The following is a 24,043-nucleotide window of genomic DNA, read 5'->3' as shown; positions in this document are numbered from 1 at the left end:
TGATAATTAAAATCAAATCCTTTGGGAAGTGTTTTTGAAAACGTTCTAAAAATATTTTATTTATTCTTAGATGTCTTTATTTGGATAAGTGTTTTTATTTGATTTTATTTAAAATTATGTTATTTTTGATTTGAGTGAGAATTGAATCGTATGATTTAATCTTATTTTAATTTTAAGAGGTTCGTAATAGGGGGGAATAAAAAACAGATTTAAAAGTACCAGAGCTTATGGAATGCTTTTTAGTATTAAATCTGAATTTTGTAAAAAAGAGGGGGAGAAAAAATGAATAGTCAAAAGAATCAATCAAAAAAATCAAAAACGAATAAGAAAGTTTTTCAAAAGGCAGTTATTGTTTCTGCTGCATCAGTGTTACTGGCTTCACCGATTACTCCATTATTTCAAAATGGACATTTTATTGGTTTCCAAGAACAAACAGCTCAAGCTGCTTTAGCAGATGTAAGTATTTTGAATAATACGCAACTTGTTTCTAATACGGGAACTAATCTTAGTCCCAATGGCGCTGGAAATTATGATTTAGATTTAACTTATAGTGGAGATGCTTTAGCTAGCGTAGGTTTAGGAACACCAAAAGTAGTTGTATTTGCTTTACCTACTGAATTACAAGGAAAAGTCGTAGGCGGGGCAACCGTTGCAATTGATGCTAAATTATTACCAATTACACCAGCTCAACTACCTGGGTTGCCTGTACTGATAGGTACCGCTGATGCAGCCTTGACAACTTTAGATAATGCAGCTAACCTTGCAGGTCAAGGAACAGCATTAGATCCAGTTATTGCGGCTTTTCAAGCAATTAAAACAGCTCAAAATTTTGGGAATTATCAAGAAACATTACCTGGTGTAGTTTCACCTGATGGCAAATATATCAGTGTTAACTTTACAGATGGATTAGGAAATTATGTAAAACAGTTACTCAAAGGGTTATTTGATGCCCTACACAATGCGATTAATGCTGTTGCATTTACAGGTTTGGCGGGTGCAACTTTAAACCCTCTTTTAGCAACTTTAAAAAATGCATTAAACCCAATTTTCACAGTAGTTGATGGGTTGCTTAATTTAACAGGTTCGGCTTTAAATAATTTAATTAGTGCTAGTTTGCTAGCAGGAACTTCTTACAACGTTAAATTTGCAGTGTCACCACCTGGCACAGCTCAATCAAAAATCACTGCTGGAGCAATTAATACCTCACTTATTTCTGCCGGAATCTTAGGCGATATCCAATCTGAAGGAGCAAGCGTAACGTTAAATTTTGCAAACCCAGCTTGGACAGCATACACAATCACCCCACCAACCATTAACCCCGTTCACGTCGGAGATACGAGCTTAACTGGAACTGTAGCATTAGCTTCACCAATTCCAGCCGGCAGTACATTTAGTACCGTTGTGACATTACCAGATGGTTCAATAGCAACTGCTGTAGTAAATCCAGATGGCAGTTTCATAGTTCCATTTGGTAGTTACACACCTAAAACGAATGATAGCTTATCCACTGTTATTGAAGGGCTTAATGGCGGTGTTACAAAAACAAGTACACCAGTAACAACCACCGTTTTAGCTAATACAAGTCCAGGTTGGGACACCTATGTGGTAGCGCCTCCAGTAATTGATTCGGTTCATGCAGGCGATACTGAAATTACAGGTAAAACAACTTTAACAACACCGATTCCAACTGGAACCACTTTTACAACTATTATTACATTAGCAAACGGCACAGAAGTTACAGCAACGATTAATCCAGATGGAACATTTACCGTACCATTAGGGGCAAATGCAGTTACTGAAGGCGAAATCTTATCTAGTATTGTTCAAGGAGCAAATGCAGGAGAAACAAAAAATAGCACACCTGTTTTAACAACAGTTTTGGCAACCTTACCAGATCCAGCATGGGCGGGTTACGTTATTACACCACCAGTTGTTGCACCCGTTTCAGTAGGTGATACAGAAATTACAGGAAAAGTAACCTTAACAACACCAATACCAAACGGTTCAACTTTCACTGCTATCGTGACCTTAAAAGACGGTACAAAAGTGAATGCGACAGTTAACCCAGATGGAACCTTTACTGTTCCATTGGGAAGTAACACATTAACTGCAGGAGATATTTTATCTACAACCATTCAAGGTTTGAATGGTGGCGTGATTAAAAATAGTGATCCAGTTGAATCAACAGTCTTAGCTGCAGGTTGGAAAGATTACGTGGTATCTACACCAGTTGTGAATCCAATTTATGTTGGAGATACAACCGTAACTGGAACAGTAGCATTAGCAACACCAATTCCAGCAGGTACTACCTTTGAAGCCATTGTAACCTTACCAGATGGCACAAAAGTAACGGCAACAGTGAATCCAGATGGTACCTTTACAGCACCTTTAGGAAGTTATACACCTAAAGAAGGCGACACGATTTCAACGATTATTGAAGCAACAAACAATGGTGAAATAAAAGACAGTACGCCAGTTGTCACAACGATTAAACCAGCTTCTGAAAGTCCAGCATGGTTAAATTATGTAGTGGCAGCACCCGTATTAAACCCAATTCATGTGGGAGATACTACCTTAACTGGTAATGTTACTTTGAATACACCAATCCCAGAAGGAACAACATTCTCAACAGTTGTGACTTTACCAGATAATACCAAATTAAATGCAATTATTGCCCCAGATGGCAGTATTACAGTTGCATTAAATGGCTACGTTCCTAAATTAGGTGATACCTTATCAACAATTGTTGAAGCTAAAAATGGAACAGCAACAAAAGATAGCACACCGGTTAGCAGCGTTGTTCAAGCAACGTTACCAGATCCAGCATGGGCAGGTTATACGGTTGCAGCCCCAATTATTGATTCAATTCATGCAGGGGACACAGAAATTACAGGGAAGGTAACATTAGCAGCCCCAATTCCACCAGGTTCAAGCTTTACAACATTAGTAACTTTACCAAATGGAAATGTGGTTCAAGCACCAGTCAATCCAGATGGAACCTTCACAGTAGCTTTGGGAAGCAATACTGTATCTGAAGGAGACGTCTTATCCACGATTGTTCAAGGAATCAACGGCGGAGTGATAAAAAATAGTACCGTAGTAGAAAGTACTGTTTTAGCCCCAGTGGTTGATCCAGCATGGGCAGCTTACGTTATTTCATCACCTGTCGTTGAGCCAGTCTCAGTAGGGGATACCAACATCACAGGAAAAGTAACATTGACTACCCCGATACCAAATGGTTCAACATTTACTGCTATCGTGACCTTAAAAGACGGTACAAAAGTGAATGCTACAGTGAATTCGGATGGAACCTTTACTGTTCCTTTAGGAAGTAACACTTTGACAGCAGGAGATATTCTTTCGACAACTATTCAAGGTGTCAACGGTGGTGTGATAAAAAATAGTGCCTCAGTTGAATCAACGGTTCTAGCAGAAGGCTGGAAAGACTATGTGGTATCTACACCGGTTGTCAATCCAATTTATGTAGGCGATACAACTGTAACAGGAACAGTTGCATTAGCAACACCAATTCCAGCAGGTACTACCTTTGAAGCAATTGTAACCTTACCAGATGGCACAAAAGTAACCGCAACAGTGAATCCAGATGGCACCTTTACAGTACCTTTAGGAAGCTATACACCTAAAGAAGGCGACACGATTTCAACGATTATTGAAGCAACAAACAATGGTGAAATAAAAGACAGTACACCAGTTGTCACAACGATTAAACCAGTTTCAGAAAGTCCAGCATGGTTAAATTATGTAGTGGCAGCACCAATGATTAACCCAGTTCATGTGGGGGACACAACTATCACTGGGACGGTTCTATTGAACACACCAATTCCAGAAGGAACAACATTCTCAACCATTATTACGTTAGCAAATGGTACAAAAATAACCGCAGCAATTAATCCAGATGGTACCTTTACCGCTTCGTTAGGTTCAAACACAATCACTGAAGGCGATGTTCTTTCAAGTATTGTGGAAGCGGTAAATGGAACAGCTACAAAAAATAGCACACCTGTTTTAACAACGGTCTTAGCAGCACTTCCAGATCCAGCGTGGGCAGGCTATGTTATCGCAGCACCTGTCATTGAACCTATCTCAGTAGGTGACACAACAATTACAGGGAAAGTAACGTTAACAACACCAATACCAAACGGTTCAACATTCACTGCTATTGTCACATTAAAAGATGGTACCAAAGTGAATGCGACAGTGAATCCAGACGGCACCTTTACTGTCCCACTAGGAAGCAACACTTTGACAGCAGGAGACATTCTATCTACAACAATTCAAGGTATCAACGGTGGAGTAATTAAAAATAGTACACCAGTTGAATCAACAGTTCTAGCAGAAGGTTGGAAAGACTATGTGGTATCTACACCAGTAGTTAATCCAGTATATGTAGGCGATACAACCGTAACTGGAACAGTAGCATTAGCACCACCAATCCCAGCAGGTACTACCTTTGAAGCCATTGTAACCTTACCAGATGGCACAAAAGTAACCGCAACAGTGAATCCAGATGGAACGTTTACAGCGCCTTTAGGAAGCTATACACCTAAAGAAGGCGACACGATTTCAACGATTATTGAAGCAACAAACAATGGTGAAATAAAAGACAGTACACCAGTTGTCACAACCATTAAACCTGTATCAGAAAGTCCAGCATGGTTAAATTATGTGGTGGCAGCACCCGTATTAAATCCGATTCATGTGGGAGATACAACCTTAACTGGGAATGTTACTCTGAACACACCGATTCCAGCAGGAACAACATTCTCTACAATTATTACTTTACCAGACAATACAAAACTAAATGCGGTAGTTGCTCCAGATGGCAGTATTACGGTTGCATTAAATGGATATACGCCTAAATTAGGTGATTCGTTATCAACCATCGTACAAGCAACGAATGGAGTAGCAACAAAAGACAGCACACCCGTTGTGAGTATCGTTCAAGCAACTTTGCCAGACCCAGCGTGGGCAGCCTATACTGTTGCACCACCTGTCATTGATGCAATTCACGCAGGAGACACAGCAATTACAGGGAAAGTAACATTAACAACGCCAATTCCAGCAGGATCAAGTTTTACAACATTAGTAACTTTACCAAATGGAAATGTGGTTCAAGCTCCAGTGAATCCAGATGGTACCTTTACAGTAGCGTTAGGAAGCAATCTAGTAGCTGAAGGAGATATTGTATCAACAATCGTTCAAGGAATCAATGGCGGAGTTACAAAAGATAGCCCAGTCGTTGAGACAACTGTCTTAGCAGCACTTCCAGATCCAGCATGGGGAGCCTATGTTATCGCATCCCCGGTTGTTGAACCTGTTTCAGTAGGAGATACAGCAATTACAGGAAAAGTAACATTAACAACACCAATTCCAAACGGTTCAACTTTCACTGCTATCGTGACCTTAAAAGACGGTACAAAAGTGAATGCCGTAGTTAACCCAGATGGAACCTTTACTGTTCCATTGGGAAGTAACACATTAACTGCAGGAGATATTTTATCTACAACCATTCAAGGTTTGAATGGTGGCGTGATTAAAAATAGTGATCCAGTTGAATCAACAGTCTTAGCTGCAGGTTGGAAAGATTACGTGGTATCTACACCAGTTGTGAATCCAATTTATGTTGGAGATACAACCGTAACTGGAACAGTAGCATTAGCACCACCAATCCCAGCAGGTACTACCTTTGAAGCCATTGTAACCTTACCAGATGGCACAAAAGTAACGGCAACAGTGAATCCAGATGGTACCTTTACAGCACCTTTAGGAAGTTATACACCTAAAGAAGGCGACACGATTTCAACGATTATTGAAGCAACAAACAATGGTGAAATAAAAGACAGTACGCCAGTTGTCACAACGATTAAACCAGCTTCTGAAAGTCCAGCATGGTTAAATTATGTAGTGGCAGCACCCGTATTAAACCCAGTTCATGTAGGTGACACAACTCTCACTGGAAATGTCACTTTGAACACACCGATTCCAACAGGTACAACATTTAAAGTTGTTGTAACCTTACCAGATGGTAGTAAAGTTAATGCCATTGTAGGTGTAGATGGCAACATCTCTGTTTCATTAGGAAGTTACACAGCAGTAGCTGGCGATACACTTTCAAACGTTGTGGAAGCAACAAATGGAACAGCAACTAAATTAAGTACTCCAGTTACAAGTATTGTGCAAACAGCCTTACCAGATCCAGCGTGGGCAGCCTATACTGTTGCACCACCTGTAGTAAGCCCAGTTCATGAAGGCGATACAACAATCACAGGAAAAGTAACCTTAACTACTCCAATACCAAATGGTTCAAGCTTTACAGCATTAGTAACGTTACCAAATGGAACAGTTATTCAAGCACAAGTGAATCCAGATGGCACCTTTACTGTTGCTTTAGGAGACAATATCCTTAAAGAAGGCGACTCATTATCAACAATTGTACAAGGTATCAATGGGGGCGTTACAAAAGATAGTACACCAGTAACTTCTATCGTTGAACCATCCACTTCAGAAACAGAATGGAACAACTATGTGATTACAGCACCAACAATCAATCAAGTTCACGAGGAAGATTTAATCTTAACTGGATCAGAAACATTCCCAACACCAGTTCCAGCAGGTGCAACTTTTGTAGCAGTCGTGACCTTAGCCGATGGCTCAACAATTGAGGTACCAGTTAGTACTACAGACGGTGTCATTAGTATTCCGTTTGGTGCTAAAAAAGTGAAGAAAAATGACATTCTTTCAATCGTTATCCGTGGAACTAAAGCGGGTGTGACAAAAGAAAGCTTGCCAACCTCAACAACTGTCCTAGCATCAGCGTGGGAAGACTATGTGGTTTCTAGCCCAGTCATTGATCCAATTCATGCAGGCGACAAAACTATTATTGGTTCAGTAATATTGAATCAACCAGTTCCAGCAGATACAAGCTTTACAGCGATTGTGACTTTACTAGATGGAACAGTTATTACCGCTCCAGTTGATTCAAATGGCCATATCTCAGTTGATTTAGGCGACAATGTGTTAACTTCAGGAGATGTAACGATTGTTGTGGAAGCAACACATGGTGGGGAAACGAAAGAAAGTACACCAGTAACGTCAACTATTTTACCAAATGAAGCATGGGATGCGTATGTTATTACGAAACCAGTTATTAATGCAATTCACGTTGGAGATAAATTTGTAACAGGTAAAGTGACTCTAAATACACCAATTCCAGAAGGAACCGTATTTACAGCGATTATTACCTTACCAGATGGTTCAACAATTGAAGGCAGTGTTGCAGAAGATGGAACATTCAAAGCAGCTCTTACTCCAGTCACTAGAGCAATTTTAAGCAATTACGTTCTAAAAGTTGGAGACCAAGTAACAGCGCTTATCGAAGGCGTTAATGGTGGAGATGTTAAAGAAGGACCATCCGCATCAACAATTGTTTTAGCAGTCGATACGAACAATCAAGGAACTCCTGTCACTCCAGGGAAACCAGGTTCAGGAAATGGAACTGGCACAACTCCAGGAAAACCAGGAAATCTAGGAACTTCAGGAACGACAAACGGTGGAAAGTATACAACGACTAAAGTAAATGGAAAAGGATCAAAAGGCTATAAAAATGGAGATAGCTACCCACAAACAGGAGAGCAAAATAATTCATTGTTTAGCTACCTTGGATTCTTAACACTAGGATCAGCAGCATTGTTGTTCTTAAGAAAAAAATTCGCTAAAAAATAAGCGTTAATATCCATGAACCTCTCTAAGAATGAACCTTCTTAGAGAGGTTTTTTATATGAAGGATAAAAAAAGTCTATTATGGATATTAAATGTATTTCACATGAAGAAGCGAGTTAAAACAACGATTTTTTTAATGTTTTTCACAAACTTTGATAGAAAACAGCACGAATAAACAGAATTTGTGCTATAATAACAGTACTAAATATCGGGGAGGCATTAAGTTTGAATACATTACTTGAAGGAAAAAAAATAGTTATTATGGGTGTTGTAAATAAATCGAGTATTGCATGGGGTTGCGTAGAAGCAATGAGAGATTGTGGTGCTTTTATCATTTATACGTATCAAAACGACCGAGTAAAACGTCAACTAGAAAAATTGGTGGGAGCAGATGCGCCAATGGTGGAGTGTGATGTTGCAACAGATGAGGATGTTGAAAAAGCATTTAATGAAATTTCAACAAAATATGGAACGATTGATGGACTTGTTCATTCAATCGCTTTTGCAAGAAAAGAAGAATTAGAAGGAAGCTTATTAGATGCAAGTCGTGAAGGCTTTAGCATTGCTCATGATGTTAGTGCCTTTTCATTAATCGCCGTTTCAAAATATGCAAGCAAAATTATGAATCGTGGTGGAAGTATTGCTACTATGACCTATATTGGTTCTCATCGTGCAGTTCCTAATTATAATGTTATGGGTGTTGCAAAAGCTTCATTAGAATCTATTGTAAAATATTTGGCAGTCGATTTAGCTTCACAAGATATTCGAATTAACGCGATTTCAGCTGGAGCAATCAAAACGCTAGCTTCATCAGGAATCAAAGGTTTCCAACAATTGCTCGATTCAGCAAGTGAAAGAACACCTTCTGATAAACCGGTAACAACAAGAGAAGTTGGAAATACAGCAGCCTTTCTAATGAGCGATTTATCAACAGGGGTTAATGGAGACACCATTTATGTAGACAAAGGAACTCATCTTTCATAATAATATCTAGGTAAAACAAGGGAGAGTTAGTGTTCCTTGTTTTTTTCTATAGTTTGTTACAAAAAAACAATAAAATGTCTCTATCTTTATGAAAATCACTTCGCTATGCTAAAGTTGGTAAATTAAGATTTGCAGATTGAAATTAAAAAAAGGGAGAGTTGGATAGTGAAAAATAAAAAAAGATGGATTCGTAACGTTAGAAATGTAAGCGTTTTATTTTTATTAGCTAGTAATTTTTCAAATGCACTCATTGCAAAAGGAGAAGAAAGCACTTCAATTTCCACCGTATCAAGTGGTCAAGTAAATGAAATCCCCGAAATAAAAGAAGCCCCAACTGCTTCGCATTTTTTCCCAGAAGAACTAAAAAAATGGAATCCAGCAACAGATGCGGATAGTATTCATAACGTCTCAAAAGTCCCTTTAGCTAAGCGAATTAAAAGTGAACAAACCAATAAAGATCAAAGCCTAGATGCTAAAGTTGTGTCATTAGCAATTGCTAATCGTAACACTAGTGGGACGCCATCACAAGGCAGTTCAGATAAAGCGGTCTATAATTTTACTCACTGGCAGTACATTGATACAATGGTTGCTTGGGCAGGATCAGCAGGAGAAGGAATCATTGTCCCACCTAGTGGCGATTTGACAGATTCTGCTCACCGAAATGGCGTGCCAATTTTAGGAACAGTCTTCTTTCCACCAACAGCTTATGGAGGCAAACCAGAATGGGTAGATCAATTTGTTCAAAAAGCAGCAGATGGTAGTTTTCCAATGGCAGATAAATTACTTGAATTAGCTGATTACTATGGATTTGACGGTTGGTTTATCAATCAAGAAACAGCAAGCAATCCAACAACAGCAAAAGCAATGAAAGAATTCCTAGCGTATCTGCAAGCACATAAAAAACCAGAAATGGATATTATGTGGTATGATTCAATGCTAGAAAATGGCAGTATTTCATGGCAAGGTGCCCTAAACGATCGCAATAAAATGTATTTTCAAAATAACGATAAAAAAGTTTCAGATAATATGTTTTTAGATTTCAACTGGCAATATTCACCAAGTAAGCTAGCTAGCTCTGCCAAAAAAGCGACGGAGCTTACCCGCTCACCCTATGATTTATTTGCCGGAATTGATGTTCAAGCACAAGGATTTAATACAGCAACTAAGCCAAGCTCAATCGTAGTCAACGGCAAACCATTAGTGTCCTTAGGTTTATATTGCCCAGACTGGACATTACGAGATGGCGCTAATTATGATATTCCTACCTACTGGAAGAACGAAGAGAAGTTTTGGGTCAATTCAGCAGGAGATCCTCGTGATACAAGTATGCAGTCAAATGAATGGCAAGGTATTTCACGCTATTACGTGGAGAAATCACCTGTTACAAGTTTGCCTTTTACGACGAATTTTAATGTAGGAAACGGAGATCGTTTTTATCAAAATGGCAATCTAAGTAAAGAAGGAACCTTTAACAATCGCAGTATTCAAGATGTAATGCCAACCTATCGTTGGATTTTGGACAACAAAGGCAATCAATTAAAAGCGGACATTGATTATAGCGACGCTTTTAATGGCGGTTCGTCTATTGCTTTAACAGGTTCAACCATTCCACAAGGTGAAACAACAATGAAGCTATACAAAAGTGAATTGCTCCTAACGGGGAATGAAGTCGCAAAAATTGTTTCAAAAGGTCCAGCAGAAATGACCTTGAAACTGAATTTTAAAAATGAGACAGTACCTGTAACAATCAAGGGAACTACGAACGCAATTGGGTCTTGGACAGAAACTCGTTTTGAGTTGAATCGTTTCCAAAATAAAACGATTGACACAATCTCTTTAACGATAAACGGAACGACAGAAGCAAGCACTAAAATTAATTTAGGGCAATTTGCTATTCTAGATGAAACCCCATTAGTAGTGAGCCCTGTAGAAAATGCAACGATTGCAGGACAATCAATTGAAGAAGACCTTTATGCAAACCTGCGCCTAAAATGGGAATCAAAAGGTGATGCTACTTCAATATATAATATTTACCGTATAAATGAGCAAGGTGAAAGACAGTTTGAAGGATCAACAGCAAATACGGCCTATTATCTAACGAAACAAAAACGTCCAAGTACGAATCAATTAAATTATATTATTGTACCGGTAGATAAGAATCAATTGGAGCATCTGGACCAAGCAAGTCAAGTATCCTTTGCCTTTACGGACTTACAGGCACCTCAAGCTAATTTTACAGCAAATAAATCATTTGTAAAAGTTGGTGAAAAAGTAACCTTGACGAGTACCTCTTCTTTGTCAGCAGAAAAATTAGACTGGACAATAGAAGGAGGAACTCCTGACAAGAGTAACGAAAAACAAGTCGAAACAGCGTTTAGTAAAGCTGGAAAATACACGGTTCAGTTATCGGCAAGCAACCAAGCAGGAAGTACGACAGCAACAAAGGAAAATTATATCACTGTTTACGACGATAGCTTTACTGAACCGTTAGTTAATTTGTCTTTAACAGCTATTAATGCAACAGCTTCAGGCTTTACATCTACTAATGAATCACCAAAGCAAGCATTAGATGGCAAACTTCAAACAAAATGGTGTGATAATGGAAACGATCACCCGTGGATGATGGTTGATCTAGGCAAGCTTACGTCCATTATCGGATTTAAGACTGCCCATGCTGAAGCTGGTGGTGAAAATCCAGAATGGAATAGTAGAGATTATGAGATACTTGTTAGCCAAGACAACCAAAATTGGACTCAAGTAGTTCAGCGTGAAAAAAATACTGCAGGTGTAACAGAAGACACGATACCATTAACAGAGGCAAGATATGTAAAACTACAGTTAAATAAAGCAGAACAAACCGGTAAAGTAGCTAGAATTTATGAATTTGAAATTTTAGGCTTTCAAAAAACAGGAATTGAAGTTCTAAACAATTAAGCGACCCAATCAATCTGCGATTCTATAAAATTTACCAAGAAAACCAATAAAAGCGACTTGATCTAAGAAATGAACATTCTTAAATCAAGTCGCTTTTCTATTCTTTTTTATCACTAAATTTCTTAGCCTCTTCTTGTTCTTTTTCTTTAATTTTATGTTGTTTCGCTTTGTTGACGGTTGCATCAAAAACATTTTTACTTTTTAACTCTTGAAAATTTTCACGATTTTGGTAACCGCCTGCATCCTTCGTCAACATAAAATCCCTCCTAATTCAATTGCATTGCAAAACTTAGGTAAAGATAAGCTACGCTAAGTATACAACTTCTATCGAAAGAAAGATAACGATATGAACGTAGAAATAAACTATTAAAAATGTAAGGTCAAATAGAAGAAATGTCACCACAATAAAAGGAAGAAGACCTAAGCTATATGGTATTCTTAATATCTAATAAAATAACAGTTTTTTGAAAAGTGGAGGAGTTATAAGAATGTCAGGAACTACATTAAAGTTTATGATGGCCATTTTAATGGTTTTAGATCATATTGGGTATTTTGTTCCCCCAGAAGTTGGAGGGATATTTCATGTCTTAACACGATGTGTAGGTGTTTTCTTTTGTTATATGGCAGTAGAGGGATTTCATTATACAAGGAATCGTAAAAGTTATTTATTACGTTTAACAGGAATGGCCATTTTTATGGAAATCGGCAATCGAGTAATCAATTGGCTCATTCAGAATCCAGCAATTGTAGTTCATAACAATATTTTTCTTACGTTAGCAACAGGAATTGCTATGCTTTATTTAATTAGTTTAGTATCGAAACAATCGTCGGGGTTAAAAAAAAGCTTCTTGATTTTAGCAAGTATTTTGGTATTGGCTCTGGGGATTATTTTTACCGAAGGCGGTATGGTAGAATTACCCTTTATGCTAATTACCTACTTATGTCGCAATAAACCTAAAGTACGAAATGTTCTTTATTTAGTGATGTCAGTAGTATTGTTTAGTATGAGTTTTGTTAGTTATCCAACGTTATATGAGACACTAGATATGCTAGCTTATAATTCAGACTTTATGTTCATTACAGTGTTGCCGTTTATTTATTTATACAATGGCAAACGTGGAATGAACAATTTATTTTCAAAATACTTTTTTTATTTTTTCTACCCTATTCATTTATGGTTGATTGCATTGCTCTCAGCGAACTTGTTGTAGAAAAATAAGGCAGATGTTATAGTAAATAATATAGATAAATAATGAAGGACGTGTTTTAATGAGTTGCCTAGGAAATGCTATTTGGTTTATTTTTGGTGGATTAGTTTCCGGTTTAGGCTGGATTTTAGCGGGATGTTTATGGTCAATTACCATTATTGGCATTCCAATTGGCAAACAGTGTTTTAAACTAGCAGGACTAACCTTCTTTCCTTTTGGAAAAGAAGTTGTCTACGGAGGAAATTCTTTTTCACTAGTGGTGAATATTATTTGGTTGATTATAAGTGGTTTACCATTAGCATTTGCTCATGTAGTTAGCGGTGTGATTTTGTGTATCACGATTGTAGGGATTCCTTTTGGGATGCAAAGTTTTAAACTAGCCAAGTTAGCATTAATGCCATTTGGCGCACAAGTTGTTTACCGTTATTAAAAAAAGCTCTCTTTTTATGGAGAGCTTTTTTTTTATGGGAAAAATTAAGGTTTATGAAGAAAAAATGTTTGGCCATAATTTACGACGAAATCGCGAAATAAGCGTGTAGCAGGTGCTAAATAGTGGTTTTTCAAGGTAGCGGCATAAATAAAGCGATGGTAGCTTGGATTTTTAATCGAAATAATTTTAACCGCGTAATAATCCAATGCTGCTATCCGAGGTAAAATACCAATCCCATGTCCAAAAGCCACAAAACCAGCTAAAGTATGGTCTTCTTCTACCTCGCAAACGATTTTAGGTGAGATATTTACTTCAGCCAACATACTGTCAACAATAGGACGTAAGCCACTTTTTTTATTAAAAAAGACAAATGGATAAGGAGCCGTGTCAGCTAAATCAATCTCTTCAAGTTCGGCTAAAGGATGATGAATTGGAACAATTAGTACGACCTCTTCTTCTGCAATTCGTTCAAAATGGATTTGTTCATCAGGAACCACCATAGAGCATAAAGCGATATCAATGGTTTCATTTTTTAAATGAGTTAATAGGTCTTTTGTGTTGCCTTGACTTAATGAAAATGAGATTTGTTGATAGTCTGGGTGAGTCGAAAATTCTTTTAATAAAAGAGGAGCAAAATGAGCACCTAAAGTATAGATAAAAGCTAAATCAATGTGGCCCTTGTCTGGACTAGTTAATTCTTTTAAGGCTTTTTCACCGCGTTCCAATTCATCTAGTGAACGTTCTACATAGGACAAAAAGAAGTCACCGTATTTAGTTAAACGAATGTTACGTCCTTGCTTTTCAAATAAAAAAGTTCCAAGTTCTTTTTCAAGTTCAGCCATAGAATGGCTTAAACTAGGCTGAGTAATCGCTAATAATTCGGCAGCTTGCGTCATATGTTGTGTTCTTGCTAATGTTTTTAAATAATAAAGTTGTTTCAAATTCATGATTTTATCACCTCTCTATTTTTATTGATAGTTTTATTCTATCAATAAATATAAAAATATGCATTAGATTAATAGAAAATTTCACGTTACAATTTAATTGTGAAATAGAGAGCAATACATCGTTATATTAATGAATTTAACAGGAGGATTTAATAAATGGAAAATTATGAAGCAATTTTTGAACCATTGACAGTTAAACGTATGACACTTAAAAATCGTGTGATTATGCCTCCGATGGGAACCAATTTCGCCAATATGGACGGTTCGTTCAACAATGAACATATTACCTATTATGAACAACGTGCAAAAGGTGGAACAGGCTTGATTACATTAGAGAACGCTTGTATCGACTATCCAATGGGGACTAATGGAACGACGCAGCTCCGAATTGATAATGATCAGTATCTACCTGGCTTATGGAAATTTAATGAAGTCATGCATTCGTATGGTGCTTGTACCTCAGTTCAAATCAATCATGCGGGAGCCTCAGCATATGGTCTACGCTTAGAAGGAAAACAAGCTGTTTCAGCTTCCAATATTCCTTCTAAAAAAGGAAATGCCGTTCCTCGTCCTCTTTTAAAAGAAGAGATTTTAGAAATCGTAAAAAAATATGGTGAAGCAGCCAATCGCGCGCAACGTGCCGGCTTTGACTGTGTTGAAATTCATGCAGGCCATTCTTACTTAGTGAGCCAATTCTTATCGCCGCTGTACAATCAACGAACAGATGAATTTGGCGGAAGCCCAGAAAATCGTTCGCGCTTTGCCAAATTAATTGTTGAGGAAGTTCGAAGAGCAGTTGGCCCACATTACCCGATTTGTCTCCGTTTTAGTGCGGATGAATTATTAGAAGGTGGAAATACATTAGAAGACACCCTAGATTTATTAACCTATTTTGTAGAAGAGATTGACATTCTAAATGTTTCGGCAGCGTTAAATGACAGCATTCAATATCAAATCGACCAGATGAACTTGGCTGATGGTTGGCGCTCTTATATGGCAAAAGCTGTGAAGGAGAAATTTGGCAAAGTGACGATTACCTCAGGAAATATCCGCAGTCCTAAAATTGCCAATGATATTTTACTAAAAGGCGATGCAGATTTATTAGCAATGGGTCGTGGGTTAATTGCTGAACCTAACTGGGTCAATAAGGTGAAAAATGGTGAAGAACAGTTATTGCGTAAGTGTATTTCTTGCAACATTGGATGTGCAGATCATCGCATTGCCAAATCTCGTCCCTTACGTTGTACGGTTAATCCAGATGTGATTTACGAGGATGCCTACAAAGAGCATCAAGTAAAAAATCATCTGAAGATGGTCGTTATTGGCGGTGGTACTGCAGCTCTTGAAGCAGCTACAACTGCAGCAGAGGTTGGCGTTGAAGTAATATTATTTGAAGCGAAAGCTTATCTAGGAGGTTTAGCACATGAAATCGCTCGCTTACCTGATAAGCGAAGAATTGATGATTATGTTATTTATTTAAAAGAGAGAGCCAAACAATTGCCCAACTTAACGATTCACTTACAGACCAAAGCAACAGTAGAAATGATTGAAAAAATTAAACCGGATATTGTTGTGAATGCAACAGGCGCAAAACCTTTGTTGCCTCCAATCAAAGGTTTGCAAGAACAGCTTGAAAACCCAAATCGTAAGGTATTTTCAATTTTTGATTTACTAAACAATATGGAAAATTTCCAAGAATTTACTGGAAAACGAATTGCTGTTATCGGTGGTGGCGCAGTCGGCTTAGATGTTGTAGAGTATTATGCAGAACGACATGCGGAATCTGTTTCGATTGTTGAAATGCAACCAACATTAGGTAAAGATTTAGATATGATTACACGTATCTCAATGATGGACATTATTCAACGTCATGGAGTGGCTACGTATACTGAAACAGCATTGACACAAGTAAATGAAGCTTCCTTTACAGTAATGCAACAGGGAGAAGAAGTCGATATTCCTTTTGACTTAGGATTTGTTTGCTTGGGTATGAAGGCAGAGCGTCCATTAATGGAACCTTTAATGTCTTATCAAAAAGAGAGTGGAGCAACAGTTGTTAATCTTGGCGATAGCAAAGTAGCCCGCCGTATATATGAAGGGACAAAAGAGGCTCGCGATATTTTAACAACCGTTCATCAAGTAGACCGAGAAAAGGGTCGTCAATCATTGAAACAATATAGTTACCAATAAACGTTAATAAAAAAGGAGCAACTTAACATGACAGAAAGATTAAACGGACACACCATTTTAATTGGATTAATGGCAACACCAATCAGACACAGCTTATCACCAACTATGCACAACGAAGCATTTGCAAAATTAGGTTTAGATTATGCTTATCTTGCTTTTGAAGTTGGAAATAATCAATTAGCAGATGGCATTCAAGCCATTCGTGCGCTAGGCATGCGCGGTTCAAACATCTCAATGCCGAATAAACAAGCTGTTTTAAGCCATTTGGATAAATTGTCTCCAGCTGCAGAAATGGTGGGAGCCGTTAACACAATCGTCAATGATGATGGGGTTTTAACAGGACATATTACAGATGGAACAGGATTTATGCGTGGTTTACAACAAGCAGATGTATCGATTATCGGAGAGAAAATGACGATTTGTGGAGCAGGAGGAGCGGCAACGGCTATTTGTATCCAAGCTGCACTGGATGGCGTTAAGGAGTTGGCTATTTTTAATCGTAAAGATGATTTCTACAAAAATGCAGAACGAACCGTTTCAATGATTAATGAAAAAACGGATTGTAAAGCAACTTTATACGATATTAGTGATGAAGAACAACTACGCAAAGAAATTGCGACAAGTGCTATTTTTACAAATGCAACAGGTGTTGGCATGAAACCCTTACAAGAGGAAAGTTTAATTACGGATCCAACAATGTTACGCAAAGAGCTGGTTGTTGCTGACGTTGTCTACGTTCCAAGTGAAACTAAATTATTGAAATTAGCCAAAAAGCAAGGCTGTAAAACGGTAAACGGATTAGGGATGATGCTGTGGCAAGGTGCAGCAGCATTTGAATTATGGACAGGCGAAGAAATGCCTGTTGACTATATTCGTGAGTTGTTATTTAATTAAATTTTTATTGAATAAAAAGGCCTGAATCAGTAGGTTTGGGCTTCTTTTATAAAAGTAGGTATTATTAACTAGAAGTAATAATCATTGTGAAATAATAAACAAATATAAATTAAGGAGATTAATAATGAAAAATAAATATATGCCCACAGCGATTAGTTTGTATATTAACTACTTCGTTCATGGTATGGGTGTTTTAATTTTAGCCCAAAATATGGGAGCATTAGGAAGTCAATGGGGAACAGATGATGCTGGAGTAGCAATTGTGATTTCTTCACTTGGAATTGGACGCTTATTAGTGCTATTTGTTTCAGGAGCATTATCGGATAAATTTGGAAGAAAGCCGTTTGTGTATCTTGGTATGTTGACCTATATCGCTTTTTTTGTCGGAATTTTATTTAGTCCAAGTATTGCAGTCGCGTATTTCTTTGGAATATTAGCAGGGATTGCCAATTCCTTTATGGATTCAGGCACGTATCCAGCGTTAATGGAATCTTTTCCAGAATCACCTGGAACAGCGAATGTTATTATTAAAGCCTTTATTTCAGCAGGTCAATTCGCCTTGCCATTGATTGTAGGATTGCTTATCTCAACAGGAGCTTGGTATGGTTGGTCTTTTGTTATTGCCATTGCTATTTTTGTAGCAAATGCAATCTATCTTTTTAATAAACCCTTTCCAGATCAAAAAGGCAAAGCCGTTAATGAAGAAGCGGAATTGGAAGAAGTTCAAACAGTAGCAGCAAAGCCAGTTAAAAAAGTGAAATTTGCCGTTGAAGGTCTGTGTTTTATTTTATATGGTTATATCTCACAAGCTACCTTCTACCTTGTCAGTCAATGGCTGACGAAATATGGATCAGAAGTTGCAGGAATGGGAGACACTGCCTCTAGAGCGTTAATTAGTTATTACAGTATTGGCTCACTGCTTTGTGTTTTTATAACATCAGCATTAGTTAAAAAAATGTTCAAACCTATTCAATTTTTAGTGATCTATACGTTTATTTCCTTTGTTTCCTTATTAATCCTATGGTTATTCCCAACTCCTCTTGTCTGCATGATTGGTGCATTTGTGATTGGATTCAGCGCTGCTGGTGGCGTCATGCAATTAGGTTTAACAGTGATGTCAGAGATGTTCCCAGCAGGTAAAGGGACGGTTACCGGTATTTTCTACACAGCAGGAAGTATTGCGTCCTTTACAATTCCTTTAATTACCGGACAAATGTCTAAAACAAGTGTCGCTAATATTATGTTGTTTGATGTTGGCATTGCCTTAGTTGGATTTTTGCTAGCGATTATTATTTACGTAAGGTATAATAAGGTATTTTCAAAATAAAATGAGTTGTTATTCTAAAAAATGCAACGTAAAGGATGAATTGGAATGAAAACTGTTACGATAAAAAATGTCACATTAGGTAGTGGGGCACCTAAGATTTGTGTTCCAATGGTGGGGAAAACGGTAGCTGAATTACTTGAAGAAGCTAACAACTTACTAGAATTGGATTTAGATATTGTTGAATGGCGTGTTGATTTTTTTGAAGAAGTTGAAAAACTAGCAGAAGTCAAAAAAATAGGCGTTAAAATTAGAGAGATTTTAAAAGAAGCACCGATTTTATTTACATTTAGAACAAAAAAAGAAGGCGGCGAACGAGAGGTTCCATCAACTTATTATTTCCAATTAAATGAAATGATGATGGAAAGTGGTTTAGTGGATTTAGTTGATATCGAATTATTTATGGGAGATGCTGAAGTGAAAGCCACTGTTGCTAAAGCACAAAATCATCAAGTGAAAGTTGTGATGTGCAACCATGATTTTGACAAGACGCCTCCAAAAGAAGAAATCATCAACCGACTACGTAAAATGCAAGAACTGGGAGCGGATATTTGTAAGATTGCTGTTATGCCAACGTCAACAGAAGATGTACTAACGTTGTTATCTGCAACCAATACAATGAAAGAAAAGTATGCAGATCGTCCAATCGTCACCATGTCAATGGGAGGCATGGGAGTTGTCAGCCGCATTGCGGGTGAAACTTTTGGTTCTGCTATGACCTTTGGAGCAGCAAAACAAGCATCTGCACCTGGTCAAGTTCCAGTAGCGGAGTTACGTTCAATGTTAAATGTTCTACACGATAGTATTTAATAAAACCAATATCAACTGATAGGAGAGAAAAACCAAGATGCGTAAAAATCCTTATTTTCCAACGGTCATGTCTTTGTATATTAATTATATCTTACAAGGAATGGCGGCCATTATTTTAGCACAAAATATGGTACCATTAATGAAGCAATTTGGTACGACGGCTGCGGGTATGTCTTTGGTAATCTCTTCAATCGGTTTAGGTCGCATTTTGATTTTATACTTTGCTGGACGAATGTCAGATAAATTTGGTCGCAAACGGATTGTTTTAATGGGAATGGCGAGTTATGTTGTTTTTTTTGGAGGTATATTAATCAGCAATTCTATTTGGATTGCAAGTTTTTTTACCTTGTTTGCAGGCTTTGCTAATGCTTTATTGGACACTGGAACTTATCCAGCTTTGATGGAAGCATACCCTGATTCTAGTGGTTTTATGAGTGTTTTAAATAAGGCTTTTATTTCAGCAGGTCAATTTATTTTGCCAATTCTAGTAGGGGTATTATTAACAAATCAATTTTATTATGGCATCAGTTTTATTTTATGTTTAGGAGTGATTTGTGCTAATCTAGTATTTATGTCGCAACAGAAATTCCCAGCTCTTGGAACTGTGGCGAAAGAGAAGCAACAGACTCCTGTTATTCATCTAAACGGAAAACCAAAATTTTGGTTAGAAGGCACTGCGCTTATCTTGTTTGGTTTTACTTCAGTATCGACATTTAATATTATTGTCCTGTGGTTGCCACAGTATGCAGAGGAAATTGCCGGAATGGTGAAAAGCAATTCTTTAATGCTGATCAGCCTATACAGCGTTGGATCATTAGTATCTGTTTTTCTGACAGCTTTTATTGTAAAAAAATGGGTGCAACCGATTCTTGTTATTTTAAGCTGTACATTGGCTTCTTTTTTAGTGTTAGTATTTGTTCTCATTTTCCCAACAGAAGTAGGCGCGAGTATTGCAGCATTTGGCATTGGGCTATTCTCGTCAGGTGGTATTTGGCAACTGGCATTGACGTTGTTGCTACAGTTATTTCCAAGGAACAAAGGGCAGATGACAAGTTACTATACTTTAATGACTTCATTTTCAGTGATGCTGATTCCTTTGATTACTGGGAATTTGAGTGAAGTAAATATAAAACTTGTCATGATTTTCAATGCAGGTGTCACGTTAGTGGGCTTTTTATTAGCGATACTTGTTTATGTTAGGTACCAAAGATTGCATCGAATAGAAGAAGCTGATGTGCTAGTTGGAAATGAAACAATTGAGTATTGAGTATAAGGCGTATGGGATTTACTGACAATGAAAGTTTATATTGGATTAAGCAACTTGACGAGAACCACTCAAGTTGCTTTTGTTTAGTTAGAAAAGGGGGCGTAGAAACATGGTTCATAAAAAGCATTTTGGTGTGTATGGTGTGGCTTATGCGAATGGACACTTATTATGTATCAAGAAAAAAATAGGTCCATATAAGAATCGATTTGATCTGCCAGGAGGGAGTCAAAAGGAAAGTGAAGGCCTAACAGAAACATTAGTTAGAGAAATAATGGAAGAGACAGGATACGGTGTGAGTAATTATGGACATTCTAGATGCTATGATGTCTTTATAGAGGATAATAGTACGGATGACATCATCCATCATATATTCGTGCTTTACACGATCAAAGTAATAAAAAAATATGACAAGCTCCCTGAACCTACCCATGAAACTAATGATTCAGCAGGTCCGATTTGGGTAGAAATTAGCGATTTATCAGCAGAGAATGTGTCTCCTCTAGTGGTAAAAGTAATAGAAGAATTAAAAGGTGAATTGGATGAAAGAGTATTCGATGCAAAAAAATATAAAAATTGGGTAGTTAGTAAGGATTAAAAGAGTAAAAATAAAATTAAGAATTGGATTTGATAGGATAAAAAGAGAACCTTTTTACATGCAAATTAACTTCTTTTTTTGACAATTTATTTTTTTAAGTAAAAGGACTATCTTCTCTAATTGTTCTGTGTTAATATGGTGTTTGTTTGAAATGACGCATTTATATTTTATGGAAAGAAGATGAATTGTTTTGCATTCTATTGTTCGCTTTATTAAGTCGAATCCATTCTCTAAAAAGCAACCTTACTATGAAACGACAAATTTTATGGCGATTGTTTCGATTATTTTAATTAGCGTGGTTTTACGTGATACAACTGTATACCAAGCCAATCGTTTGTTTTATTATTTAGATATTTTTGCCTGTGGTGCGTTAGTGGCGATTGCCATTAAATTTATTGTGTTTAAATGCTGTAAATCTAATTTAAAATAAAGTTATAAAATCCATTTTATTAAATGGATTTTTTTTATTTAAATAAAAAAGGCCACTCACTAGGAGTGGCCAAAAAGGAGTTGGTTACCTTAACTTTGGAGGAGTATAAGGTAAATGAAAAATAAAAAAGTTGGTTGTTTGTTGGTTGTAAGATAATAATACCCAATAAATATGAAGAAACTATGACCAAAGTTTGCTATTTTTCTTAAGAAAAACTAAAGCTACTTTTATCGATAACTGAAAAAGAAACAAAGCTACAAAAAAAGCTACCTCTCAAAGAGGTAGCTAGGGGGAGTGACTCTTTTCAATAGGGGGAGAAAAGAGTAATAAAAATAAAAAAGATTTAGTTTGGACTACTTAGGTAGTATACCTAGAATAGCTGAAATTAAAATGATAAACACATAATCTTTTTTTATTAAATCAGTGGCAATGCATTTATTTAAAAGCGCTTTCAGATTAATCTTATTCTCATTTTTATGTTATTTAATTATTAGTGTTATGGATGGTATTGTTTAATTTAAAGTGTTTGTTGAGGTGTTTATTAAATTTTATTTATATGATATAGTTTTTAAAAGGGCTTACAATAAATAGGGGGGTATTCAAATGAATATTGCATTAATTGCGCATGACCGTAAAAAAAAGCTGATGATTGAATTAACAACGGCTTATCGAGAAATATTAAAAGAGCATACTCTTTATGCAACTGGTACAACTGGTTTGAGAATTATTGAAGAAACTGGATTAGCCGTTCATCGATTTAAATCAGGCCCATTAGGAGGCGACCAACAAATCGGTGCTCTGATTTCAGAAGATAAGATCGATATGGTGATTTTTTTAAGAGATCCATTAGCAGCCCAGCCTCATGAACCTGATGTGACTGCATTAATTCGATTAAGTGACGTTTACGAGATTCCGTTAGCAACCAATATCGGCACTGGAGAAATATTATTAAGAGGTTTGGGAGCAGGATTTGCAGATTGGCGAACGATAACCAATGAGGTTGAAACTAAAATTTTAGACATTTAACAATTAAAAGGCTCAGCTACTATGAATTAGTAACTGAGCCTTTTCCATCAGATAAGATTATTTTTGTAAATAATTAAGAGCGTATCGAACGTGAAATTCTGTTGCTAAAACTAAACTTCGTTCATCAATATCAAAATTTTCATGGTGATGACCATACCAAGTGTCAGGATTTTCAGGATTTCTAGTTCCAACACGTGCGTAGACTCCTTCACTAACGGCTAGAAAATCGGCAAAATCGTCGGCTCCTAAACTTTTCGGGTTATCAGTAATCACATTTTCAGCACCAACCATATCATTCGCAATCTGTTCAGCAAAATGGGTTGCAACAGGGTGATTAATCAAGGGAGCTGCTGCATTATAATTTTCAAAGCTTAAAGAGGTGCGGTGAGCCTTCGCTACGTCAGTTGCAATGCGTTTAACAGCGTCTAATACGAAATGGCGAGTTTCGTGGCTGAAAGTACGGACCGTTCCTTCTAACGAAGCTTCATTTGCGATAATATTGTAGCGAGTGCCAGCATTTAAAACACCAACAGCCACCACCGCGTTGTCTAAGGGGCTGACTTCTCTAGCCACAATACTTTGGAGTTCAACCGTAATAGCTGCAGCTGTTAAGAGTGCGTCTCTTCCTAAATCTGGCCTAGCAGCATGTCCAGATTCTCCTTTAATCGTAAGTTTAAAAATATCACAAGAAGCATTTGTAGCTCCTTTAGTCGTAACAAGTTTGCCAACGTCAACACTTGAATCCAAATGGAGTCCAAAAACTTGATCTACATTTTGAACAAAATTCCCCTCAACAAACTGTCTAGCCCCAGCACCGATTTCTTCGGCTTGTTGAAAAGCGAGTTTAATGGTTCCTGAAAATTCAGATTGGTGACTCTTTAATAATTTCGTTGCGCCAAGTAAAGCAGCGGTATGTCCGTCGTGACCACAAGCATGATTTAAACCTGGATGCACTGATTTATAAGGAACATCTTTTGCATCTGCCAACTCAAGGGCATCAATATCTGCTCGTAACAAAATAGTTTTTCCTTCACCAAGTCCACCTTGAATGGTTCCAAGGACACCGGTCTCACCAACTGATTCATATGGAATCCCAATTTTCGTAAGTTCAGCTTTAATGCGTTTAATGGTTTCAAATTCTTTTAAACTTGCTTCGGGGTGTTGATGGAAATATCGACGTAATGCGATAACTTCAGCAGCACCATTTTTTAATTCAGTTGTTAAGTCTGTTTCAATTAAATTGATTGTCATATTTTTCATCCTT

General features: G+C 37.2%; 16 protein-coding genes. 13 read left to right on the top strand and 3 right to left on the bottom strand.

The annotated features are described in order from the left end of the window. Positions 1-282 precede the first annotated feature (282 nt). The 3 genes from BR52_RS09045 to BR52_RS09035 all read left to right on the top strand — a co-directional run bounded on the left by BR52_RS09045 (position 283) and on the right by BR52_RS09035 (position 11,658). Positions 283-7,743 carry an LPXTG cell wall anchor domain-containing protein gene (locus BR52_RS09045; protein ID WP_051915686.1) on the top strand — a complete coding sequence of 2,487 codons (7,461 nt, stop codon included), beginning with the start codon at positions 283-285 and terminating at the stop codon, positions 7,741-7,743. Positions 7,744-7,965: 222 nt separating this feature from the next. Further along, complete coding sequence (gene fabI, locus BR52_RS09040; RefSeq protein WP_034571738.1) at positions 7,966-8,724, top strand: enoyl-ACP reductase FabI; 759 nt, start codon at positions 7,966-7,968, stop codon at positions 8,722-8,724. A gap of 165 nt (positions 8,725-8,889) precedes the next feature. Next, positions 8,890-11,658, top strand: a complete 2,769-nt coding sequence (locus BR52_RS09035; protein ID WP_034571735.1) for an endo-beta-N-acetylglucosaminidase — start codon at positions 8,890-8,892, stop codon at positions 11,656-11,658. A 97-nt stretch (positions 11,659-11,755) separates the two neighbouring features. On the opposite strand, the gene BR52_RS12865 is transcribed toward BR52_RS09035, so the two are convergent. Then, on the bottom strand, positions 11,756-11,914 hold the full coding sequence (locus BR52_RS12865; RefSeq protein ID WP_156099055.1) for a hypothetical protein: 159 nt from the start codon (positions 11,912-11,914) through the stop codon (positions 11,756-11,758). Between the two features lie 232 nt (positions 11,915-12,146). Between BR52_RS12865 and BR52_RS09030 the strand changes: the two genes are divergently transcribed. Both BR52_RS09030 and BR52_RS09025 read left to right on the top strand, forming a co-directional pair. Continuing rightward, the gene (locus tag BR52_RS09030) at positions 12,147-12,869 is read left to right on the top strand and encodes a TraX family protein (protein WP_034571731.1); all 723 of its coding nucleotides are present in this window, start codon (positions 12,147-12,149) and stop codon (positions 12,867-12,869) included. Positions 12,870-12,927: 58 nt separating this feature from the next. Then, complete coding sequence (locus BR52_RS09025; protein WP_034571729.1) at positions 12,928-13,296, top strand: YccF domain-containing protein; 369 nt, start codon at positions 12,928-12,930, stop codon at positions 13,294-13,296. Between the two features lie 44 nt (positions 13,297-13,340). On the opposite strand, the gene BR52_RS09020 is transcribed toward BR52_RS09025, so the two are convergent. Next, complete coding sequence (locus tag BR52_RS09020; protein WP_034571726.1) at positions 13,341-14,243, bottom strand: LysR family transcriptional regulator; 903 nt, start codon at positions 14,241-14,243, stop codon at positions 13,341-13,343. Positions 14,244-14,399: 156 nt separating this feature from the next. On the opposite strand from BR52_RS09020, the gene BR52_RS09015 reads away from it, so the two are divergent. The 8 genes from BR52_RS09015 (at position 14,400) to mgsA (ending at position 22,779) form a co-directional block, all read left to right on the top strand. After that, positions 14,400-16,433: an oxidoreductase gene (locus BR52_RS09015; protein WP_034571723.1), complete on the top strand. Its 2,034-nt coding sequence runs from the start codon at positions 14,400-14,402 to the stop codon at positions 16,431-16,433. Between the two features lie 27 nt (positions 16,434-16,460). Then, positions 16,461-17,327 (top strand): shikimate dehydrogenase, encoded by an 867-nt coding sequence (locus BR52_RS09010; protein ID WP_034571720.1) that lies wholly within the window; start codon positions 16,461-16,463, stop codon positions 17,325-17,327. A gap of 124 nt (positions 17,328-17,451) precedes the next feature. Continuing rightward, positions 17,452-18,654 carry an MFS transporter gene (locus BR52_RS09005; RefSeq protein WP_034571717.1) on the top strand — a complete coding sequence of 401 codons (1,203 nt, stop codon included), beginning with the start codon at positions 17,452-17,454 and terminating at the stop codon, positions 18,652-18,654. Between the two features lie 45 nt (positions 18,655-18,699). Further along, entirely contained in the window at positions 18,700-19,461 is a 762-nt protein-coding gene (gene aroD / locus BR52_RS09000; RefSeq protein ID WP_034571714.1) for a type I 3-dehydroquinate dehydratase, read from the top strand. 37 nt (positions 19,462-19,498) lie between these two features. Continuing rightward, the gene (locus BR52_RS08995; RefSeq protein ID WP_034571711.1) at positions 19,499-20,728 is read left to right on the top strand and encodes an MFS transporter; all 1,230 of its coding nucleotides are present in this window, start codon (positions 19,499-19,501) and stop codon (positions 20,726-20,728) included. A gap of 109 nt (positions 20,729-20,837) precedes the next feature. After that, positions 20,838-21,323, top strand: a complete 486-nt coding sequence (locus BR52_RS08990; RefSeq protein ID WP_034571708.1) for an NUDIX hydrolase — start codon at positions 20,838-20,840, stop codon at positions 21,321-21,323. Positions 21,324-21,513: 190 nt separating this feature from the next. Then, positions 21,514-21,753 carry a hypothetical protein gene (locus BR52_RS08985; protein WP_034571704.1) on the top strand — a complete coding sequence of 80 codons (240 nt, stop codon included), beginning with the start codon at positions 21,514-21,516 and terminating at the stop codon, positions 21,751-21,753. 603 nt (positions 21,754-22,356) lie between these two features. Further along, positions 22,357-22,779 carry a methylglyoxal synthase gene (gene mgsA / locus BR52_RS08980; protein ID WP_034571702.1) on the top strand — a complete coding sequence of 141 codons (423 nt, stop codon included), beginning with the start codon at positions 22,357-22,359 and terminating at the stop codon, positions 22,777-22,779. A gap of 57 nt (positions 22,780-22,836) precedes the next feature. Here the strand turns inward: mgsA and BR52_RS08975 are convergent, their stop codons facing one another. Continuing rightward, a complete protein-coding gene (locus tag BR52_RS08975) occupies positions 22,837-24,039 on the bottom strand; it encodes an amidohydrolase (protein WP_034571699.1) in 1,203 nt (400 codons plus the stop codon). Between the last annotated feature and the right edge of the window lie 4 nt (positions 24,040-24,043).

The sequence above is a fragment of the Carnobacterium divergens DSM 20623 genome (assembly GCF_000744255.1).
Lineage (GTDB): Bacteria > Bacillota > Bacilli > Lactobacillales > Carnobacteriaceae > Carnobacterium > Carnobacterium divergens.
Note: the sequence above shows the minus strand (reverse complement) of the source record. Positions and strands in the feature narration are given on the sequence as shown.